A 4578-nucleotide genomic window follows, 5' to 3' on the forward strand; every position below is an offset into this window, starting at 1 on the left:
ATTGAAATATTTGTTAAAACAACCTTAAATGAAAATTCAATTATTAGATATTATCGTTATTATCGCCTATTTAATATTAGTTTCAGTGATAGGAATTGTATTAAAAAAACAGGCACAACGTAGTAAAAATGATTATTTATTAGGGGGTAAATCAATGCCATATTGGATGTTAGGCGTTTCGAATGCTTCTGGAATGTTTGATATTTCGGGTACGGCTTGGATGGTGGCTATCATGTTTATTTATGGTGTAAAAAGTATTTGGTTGCCTTGGCTCTGGCCTGTTTTCAACCAGATTTTCATGATGGTTTATATGTCTATTTGGTTGCGTCGTTCTAATGTGTCAACAGGTGCCGAATGGATGCTTACTCGCTTTGGGACGAATAAAGATGCTCAACTTTCTCATAAAATCATCATTGCATTTGCCCTTTTGTCCTGTTTGGGTTTTATGGCTTATGGGTTCATTGGTTTAGGTAAATTTATTGAAATTTTTATTCCTTGGAATATTGTAAAAGGCTACGTTCCTTTCGAGGTAGCGCCTGAATACGTAGCCCATCTTTATGGCATTATTTTTACCTTATTTACGGTATTTTACTCTTTATTGGGAGGTATGAAAAGCATTGTTTGGGCAGACTTGATTCACTATGTCATCATGGTGTTTGTATCTTTTGCCGTAGCTATTATTGCTATGCAAGCCTTATCCAATCATTTACTGATTGTACCAAAAGGATGGGATGATATATTTTTTGGAAAAGAATTGAATTTAGATTGGTCGGGAATTATCCATGAAGTAAATACTAAGATTACTAGCGATGGGTTTTCTCCATTCGGATACTTTTTTGCCTTAATGACAGCGAAAGGAATCTTGTCAAGTTTGGCAGGCCCAGCACCAAACTATGATATGCAGAAAGTGCTTTCAACAAAATCGCCCCGTGAAGCTGCTCTAATGAGTATGATTGTAAACGTGGTATTGTTGCCAACACGTTATTTATTAATTATCGGCATTACTGTATTAGGTTTATTGTTCTTCAAAGACATCAATATTTCAACCGCAACAGGAAGCGATTTTGAAAGAATTTTACCTGCTACGTTGAATACCTTTATTCCATCGGGCTTATTAGGACTAATCTTGGTAGGGCTAATGGGGGCATTTATGGGGACATTCGCAGGGACTTTCAATGCTGCACAAGCCTATATGGTGAATGATATTTATCTAAAATCTATCAATCCCAATGCTAGTAATAAGCAAGTTGCTAGGATGAATTATATCACAGGCTTGGTCGTAGTTTTTATAAGCATCATGCTAGGTTTCTTTGCCAAAGATGTCAATAGTATTCTTCAATGGATAGTGTCGGCCCTTTATGGTGGTTATATCGCAGCCAATGTGTTGAAATGGCATTGGTGGCGTTTTAATAGTTATGGTTTTTTCTGGGGAATGTTTTCAGGCATTGCTTCGTCAATGATTCTCCCAACCATTTTTACAGATGCTTTACCGCTTTACTATTTTCCAATTATTTTATTATTATCAATTATTGGGTCGGTAGCTGGTTCATTATTAACACCCGCTACTGATACAGAAGTACTCAAAAGTTTTTATAAAAATATCCGTCCGTGGGGGTTCTGGAAACCCATTGATGAGTTAGTAAAAGCAGAAGACCCAACGTTTGAGGCTAATCGTGAATTCAAATCAGATATGTTTAATGTATTAGTTGGTACAATTGCACAAACAGCGATTACTGCCTTACCAGTGTATGTGGTATTATTAATGCCCATGCATGTAGGAATCGCTGCCATTATTTTAGGATTATGCGCTTTTATACTTTGGAAAACTTGGTATAAGAAACTCCCTAATGATTAAAAAAGTATTTCAATCATACATTTATAAATAGCATGAATACATTTGAAAAAAGATTACAAGCTTTAAATAATCATTATGAATCGTTAGTGACCAAGCCTAACCAACCAGTGGATTTAGGAAACGGAATTTATGAGCGCTACGAAAATCCAGTACTTACGGCACAGCACGCACCTATAACTTGGCGTTATGACCTCAATCCCGCTACGAATCCTTATTTAATGGAGCGTTTCGGTATTAATGCTACCTTTAATGCGGGTGCTATTAAGTGGAATGATAAATATATATTGGCTGTCAGAGTAGAAGGAATCGATAGGAAATCGTTCTTTGCCATCGCCGAAAGTCCAAATGGTATTGATAATTTCCGTTTTTGGGAGTTTCCTATCAATATGCCTGAAACCAATGTCCCTGATGGCAATGTGTATGACATGCGTTTGGTGGCACACGAAGATGGCTGGATTTATGGTCTTTTTTGTACAGAACGTAAAGACCCAGATGCTAAAATCGGGGATGAATCTTCGGCAATTGCCCAAGCAGGCATGGCACGGACGAAAGATTTAATCAATTGGGAACGTCTTCCTGATTTAAAAACGCCTTCTCCACAACAAAGAAATGTGGTCTTGCACCCTGAATTTGTCAATGGTAAATATGCTTTCTATACTCGTCCACAAGATGGATTTATTGAAGCAGGAACTGGCGGAGGTATTGGCTTTGGCTATGCAGATACCATGCAAGATGCTATTATCGAAAAAGAATATATCGTTGATGAGAAACATTATCATACGGTTTACGAAGTGAAAAATGGACAAGGACCTGCACCTATTAAAACGTCTTTGGGATGGTTACATTTGGCTCATGGTGTTCGTAATACTGCGGCTGGATTACGCTATGTATTATACGTATTCATGACAGATTTGAACGAACTTACGAAAGTAATTTATAAACCTGCTGGTTATTTTATTGCTCCCGAAGGCATAGAAAGAGTCGGAGATGTATCAAATGTTATCTTTGCTAACGGTTGGATTTTAGATGATGATGGACAGGTATTTATTTATTATGCTTCTTCAGATACGCGTATACACGTGGCTACTTCAACGCTCGATAAGCTCTTGGACTATGTCGTTAATTCTCCAACGGATGGTTTCCGATCAGCTACGTCTGTAGAGAACATTTATGAAATTATTAAAAAGAATAAATCGTATGCACAATCACAGCAGTTTGCTGAAACACTCTAAGACTTTTATTCACTCTCAAAATTTATAATACTGAAGCTGTTTAAACTTTCCGTTTCTGAGGTGAAAGTATTGTATTTTTGAATTGATTTTTTCACAATTTGCGAAGCATAGCATCGCTACGTTGAGTAAATTTTGGGACAAGCTATCCTAAAAGACTTAGTTTAATCCGAAAGGGAAAGTTTAAACAGCTTCAATAGTAAGTAGTCATGAAGGATTCGTTCTTCATGACATTTTTTATTCACATGAAATTCCATGCAAATGAGCAATGAAACATACCAAAAGGAAGTAAATCAGGAAATAGAAAATATTTTAGATTACTGGCTTAACAATACTATTGATGATGAATTTGGTGGTTTTTATGGACAAATTAACGAAAATGATGAAGTAGTGCCTAATGCCGAAAAGGGTTCTGTATTGAATGCTCGTATTTTATGGACTTTCTCAGCAGCATATCGCCATAATCCTCGACCAGCGTATTTATCTACTGCAACAAGGGCTTATGAGTATTTGAGAAATTATTTTAGCGATAAAACCTTTGGTGGCGTATATTGGTCAGTAGATTTTAAAGGAAATCAATTGAATACACGTAAACAAATTTATGGACAGGCTTTTGTAATTTATGGGCTGACTGAATACTATAAAGTCACTCAACAGCAAGAAGTACTTGACTGGGCGATAGACCTATTTAACATCATAGAAACCAACAGTTTTGATAAAATATATGGCGGTTATTTAGAAGCGTTGGCACAAGACTGGCAACCTATTGAAGATTTAAAATTGAGTCAAAAAGATGCTAATGAGAAAAAGTCGATGAATACTCATTTGCATATTTTGGAGGCTTATGCAAATTTATTGAAGGTTTGGGACAATAATTTACTTAAAAACAAGTTAAAAGCACTGATTGAAATATTTATCCAGTATATTGTTGATAAGAAGACGGGACACCAATATTTATTTCATGATGATGATTGGACGGTGAAATCTCACATCATTTCTTATGGACACGATATTGAAGCTTCATGGCTTTTGTATGAAGCGACCGAAGTGCTTGGTGACGAAAATTTATTGAATGAAGTACACAAAATTTCCCTTAAAATTACTGATGCTGTGGGAAAAGGATTGCAAGGAGATGGAGGCTTAGCTTATGAGTCTGAAGAAGAGCATCATGATACTGATAAACACTGGTGGGTACAGGCAGAAGCGATGGTTGGTTATTTGAATGCCTTTCAATTATCTAAAAATCCGAAATATCTTCAACAATCTATCAAAAGCTGGGAGTTTATAAAAGCGTATTTAATTACGCCATCAGGCGAATGGTATTGGGGTGTAACAGGTGAACAAAATAAACCAATGCCTCATCAAGACAAAGTAGGCTTTTGGAAATGTCCCTATCATAATGTTCGAGCTTGCTTGGAAGTTTATGATAGACTTGAAAAAATAAGTAATTAAAAAATGAGTATCTTTACAAAATTTTTGAATCTTATATAAGAT

3 protein-coding genes are annotated in these 4578 nt (G+C 36.0%); all 3 read left to right on the plus strand.

Features of this window, described 5'->3' with window-relative positions; translation table 11 throughout:
- The first annotated feature begins 28 nt into the window (after positions 1 to 28).
- The 3 genes from AC07XN_RS23535 to AC07XN_RS23545 all read left to right on the plus strand — a co-directional run bounded on the left by AC07XN_RS23535 (position 29) and on the right by AC07XN_RS23545 (position 4536).
- Positions 29 to 1855, plus strand: a complete 1827-nt coding sequence (locus AC07XN_RS23535) for a sodium:solute symporter family protein (RefSeq protein ID WP_494744823.1) — start codon at positions 29 to 31, stop codon at positions 1853 to 1855.
- A gap of 32 nt (positions 1856 to 1887) precedes the next feature.
- A complete protein-coding gene (locus tag AC07XN_RS23540; protein ID WP_494744824.1) occupies positions 1888 to 3087 on the plus strand; it encodes a glycoside hydrolase family 130 protein in 1200 nt (399 codons plus the stop codon).
- A gap of 258 nt (positions 3088 to 3345) precedes the next feature.
- Positions 3346 to 4536 (plus strand): AGE family epimerase/isomerase, encoded by a 1191-nt coding sequence (locus tag AC07XN_RS23545; protein WP_494744825.1) that lies wholly within the window; start codon positions 3346 to 3348, stop codon positions 4534 to 4536.
- Positions 4537 to 4578: the final 42 nt, after the last annotated feature.

Source organism: Arcicella sp. GW458-12-2-14-TSB2 (assembly GCF_059423785.1).